At 76.1% G+C, this 3,726-nt stretch carries 3 protein-coding genes; 1 reads left to right on the forward strand and 2 read right to left on the reverse strand.

The genetic code is table 11. The features are described 5' to 3' along the window. Positions 1 to 3: 3 nt before the first annotated feature. Positions 4 to 1,197 carry an AAA family ATPase gene (locus FK498_RS17960; RefSeq protein ID WP_141856981.1) on the reverse strand — a complete coding sequence of 398 codons (1,194 nt, stop codon included), beginning with the start codon at positions 1,195 to 1,197 and terminating at the stop codon, positions 4 to 6. Further along, positions 1,197 to 2,360 (reverse strand): metallophosphoesterase, encoded by a 1,164-nt coding sequence (locus FK498_RS17965; RefSeq protein WP_141856983.1) that lies wholly within the window; start codon positions 2,358 to 2,360, stop codon positions 1,197 to 1,199. Before FK498_RS17965 ends, FK498_RS17960 begins: the two co-directional genes overlap by 1 nt. 125 nt (positions 2,361 to 2,485) lie before the next feature. Here FK498_RS17965 and FK498_RS17970 point away from each other — a divergent pair. Then, the coding region (locus tag FK498_RS17970; protein WP_141856985.1) for an ATP-binding protein at positions 2,486 to 3,726 on the forward strand (1,241 nt) is incomplete at its 3' end.

Below are 3,726 nucleotides of genomic sequence, written 5' to 3' on the forward strand. Positions count from 1 at the left end.
GGGTCACGCCCCGAAGAACGCGGCCCCCGAGGCCAGCACGACCCCGCCGGCGACCGCAGCCTCGATGCGCGGCCGCGCGCGGCGCGTCGCCGCCTCGGCTTCCTCCGCCCGTCGCAGGCGTTCCGCCACTTGAGCGAGGGTTTCGGCATGCTGGCGGCTGCACGTGGCCGCGGCGGTGGCCGCCGCTCCTTCCGCCCGCAACAGCGCGCGTTGCGCTTCCCGCTCCCCGCGTCGCGCCGCTTCCGCCGCCTCACGCGCCTCATCCGCGGCCGCCTCTGCCTCGCAAACCGCATCGCGGTCGCGCTGGCGCGCCTCGAGTTCCCGCTGCGCCGCCTCGGCCAGGCGCTCGGCGCTCTCGGCCGCGTCCAGCGCCGCCTTGCGTTCGTTCGCTGCCCGCTCGAGCGCGCTGAGCCGTTCCTCTGCTGCCCGCCGCGCCTCTGTAAGCGTCTGCTCGATCCGCGCGTCCCGCCGCCGCTGCCGCTCGGCGAGCAGCGCGTCGAGCCGGGCGAGATCGGCCTCGACCTCGGCGCGCCGCTGGCGCAGCTCCGCGAGTTCGCGCTCGCAACGGTCCGCTTGGTCGCGCAGCGCACGCAACCGCCCGGCCGGCTGGCGGCCGGTTGGTGTCTGGAGTTTTGCCAGCTCGTCGGCGATCGCCCGCCGCAATCGGGCGATCCCGGCAGCCCCGGTCACCGTGCCGACCTCGGCCTCCAGCGCGCGGCGCAGGGTGCGGCGCGCCGGGTCGTCGAGCCTGGAGAGGTCGAAGGAATGGCCCTGCTCGACCCACAGCGCGCCCCACACGCCCCGCGGCACCTCGCGCTGCCGGGACTCGGGAGCGACGCCGAACAGGCCGCGGATCGCCTCCTCGGCCGCGTCGCCGGCAAGCGTCCGCCCGTCGGGCGCGACCACCTCCGCCCGCCCGCCCCTTCCGGCGAAGCGCTTGTGGATCACCCAGGCGCCGGCGGCGGCGTCGAGCGTCAGCCGCACCTCGGGCACACCACCCGCAAGCGGGCGCAGATCCTCGGCAGCGGCGGTGCTGCGATGCGGCAGGAAGATCGCGGCCTGGATGGCGGCGAGCAGGGTCGACTTGCCGGCCTCGTTCGGTGCCGCGAGCACGTTCAGCCCGGGCGCGAAGGGACCGACGCGCCAGCGCCCGGCGAAGCGGCGCAGATCCTGGAGCTCGACCGCCGCGATCCGCATCAGCGGGCAAGCCCGCGCATCAGCCAGAGCTCGACCAGCGCCCGCCGCGCGGTCGCGGCCGCCGGATCGGCGGGGTTTCGCGCGCGCGCGGCCAGCCGGTCGGCGGCGATGCGCACCGCGCCTTCGAGGTCGATCGCGGCGAGGTCCTCGTCCTCGGGACGGACCTCCAGGCCGGCGAGGTCGAGATCGAGCCAGCGCAGCCGCGCGGCCAGCCGCTCCTCGACGCGGTCGCGGAAATGCGCGCGGCCGGCCAGCGTCAGCGCGCCGCGCGGGGCAAGGCGCAGCATGATGTCCCCCGCCTCCGGCATGGCCTCGAAACGCTCCGCGAGCGCGTCGATCTCGGCGGCCTCGGCCAGGACCGGCTCGGCGCAGTGCCAGACGAACCGGCCCGTCAGCACGCGCGAAACCCGCGGGGTGGCACTCCGTCCTTCGATCTCGACAGCCAAGGCATATCCACCCTGACAACGAGTTCCGTCACCTTCCGGATCGACATCGAACGTATCGGGCTCCGGCGTGCCGCTGTACCAGGTCGCCGGACCGACCCGGATCGTGCGGTGCCAGTCGCCCAGCGCCAGGTAGTCGAGCCGGGCGGCGGCGGCTCGATCTCGCGAGACGAGATTGGCCTGTGGCGAGTCCGCCGGCCCGAACTGCACGACCGCGCCGTGCGCGAGGCCGATGCGAAGCGCACCCTCGGGCGTGGCGGCGCTGTCCATCCATGCAGTCGGGTCACCCGGCACGCGGCGATGGCTGAAGGGAGTCGGCAGCAGCACGGCAGGCGGCTCGCCCGGCGCGGGGTCGAGCGACACCGGCTCCGCGGCGAGATGGGCCCGCACATTCGCCGGCCAGCCCTTGCGGCCGAGCCGCTCCCAGAGCCCGCCCGGCCGGTGCGGGTCGTGATTGCCCGGCAGCAGGTGCCAGACGAGATCGCCCGCCGCCGCCATGCGTGCGAGTGCCCGGTCGAGCGTGTGATCCGAGAGCTGGATGCCGTCGAACACGTCGCCGGCGACCAGGAGGCGCGGCGCGCCGCACCGGCGCGCGGCCGCGGCGAGCCGATCCAGCGCATCGATCCGCGCCTCGGCGAGCAGCGTCGCCTTGTCGGGCGGGGCGAAGGCGAAGCTGCGGCCGATCTGGAGGTCCGAGCAGTGCAGGAATCGCAGCGGCATGGGGACCCAGCCTGCCCGAACCCGTCGAGGCGGGCAAAGCCGACAGGAGCGGACATGCGTCCGGTTCTGACGCGTCAGCCCTCTACGGTCGGCCCCAAGGAACGAACCAGGTACGGGAGCGCGCCATGGACGCCGGCGAACAGGCCATCGCCCTCGACTATGCCAGGAACGCGCTCGCCCAGGTCCCGCGCCGGTCGCGCCGCGCCGCGGCCGTGGCGGCCTGGCTCGCCCGCTACCAGGATGCGCTCGGCCTCGCCCCCCGTTCCGGCCGCGCCGCCGATGCGCGCCAGGACGAGCTGTTCGCCGAGACCGCCGCCGCACCCGATGCCGCCACCTGGAAGCTGATCCAGCGCCGCATCGAGGCCCGCACCGCGCCGCGCGCGCGCCGCGCGGTCAGCGCGATCACGCTGCGCCTCAACGCCGTCACCCGAGCGGTGGGCCTCGACGAGGCCGAGGCGGCGATCCTCGGCCTCGCCGTGCGCTACCGGCTGCACCGGCCGGTGGAGCGGCTGTGGGACATGCTCTCCGACGCGATGGGCGGCGCGATGCGCCTTTCGGCGGATGCGCCGATGATCGCGCTGCTCACCGGCCTGCCGCAGGCAACGGTCGAGCGTCGCCTCGCCCCGGGCGGCACGCTGCGGGCGGCGGGCCTGCTCACCGTGGACGCCGACGGCGAGCTGGTCGTGCTCGAGCGGCTGAAGCGCCAGCTCTCGGACGCGCTCGGCATCCCGCCCGGACCGGGTGCCGCCGCCGGCGAGGCGCTGCTCGGCCGCCCGCTCGCGGCCAGCCTGGGCCTGGAGGACTTCGCCCATCTCGGCGAGGCGGCGCGCCACGCGGTCGAGGTGCTGGCCGGCGCCTTGCGCACCCGCCGGCCGGGCACGCACGTGCTGCTCTACGGGCCGCCGGGCACGGGCAAGACCGAGTTCTGCAAGACGCTGGCCGCCGCGGTCGGCGCGCCGCTCTACGCGGTCGGCGAGGCGATGGAGGACGGGCACGAGCCGGGCCGCGCCGAGCGGCTGGCCGAACTCCGCCTCGCCCAGCGCCTGCTCGCCGGCGGCTCGCCGGCGCTCCTGCTGTTCGACGAGGCCGAGGACCTGTTCGACCAGGGCCTCGCCGGGCTGCTGCACGGCCAGGGCGGCGGGCGCGCGTCGCTCCTGCGCACGCTCGAGACCACGCCCGTGCCGGTGCTCTGGACCACCAACGCACTCGGCCCGCTCGGGCCGGCGGTGATCCGGCGCATGACCTTCGCGATCGAGCTGCGCGTGCCCGACCTGCCGGTGCGCGAGCGGCTCTGGGCGCGCGCACTCGCCCGCCACGGCGTGGCCATGCCGGCGGCGGAGGTGGCACGGCTCGCGCGCGACGTGCC

It is taken from the genome of Elioraea sp. Yellowstone (assembly GCF_006704265.1).
Taxonomy (GTDB): Bacteria; Pseudomonadota; Alphaproteobacteria; order Acetobacterales; family Acetobacteraceae; genus Elioraea.

Excerpts from the sequence above, each read along its gene's own strand:
- FK498_RS17960 (WP_141856981.1), bottom strand. The coding sequence starts at position 1,197 with ATGCGGATCGCGGCGGTCGAGCTCCAGGATCTGCGCCGCTTCGCCGGG.
- FK498_RS17965 (WP_141856983.1), bottom strand. The coding sequence starts at position 2,360 with ATGCCGCTGCGATTCCTGCACTGCTCGGACCTCCAGATCGGCCGCAGC.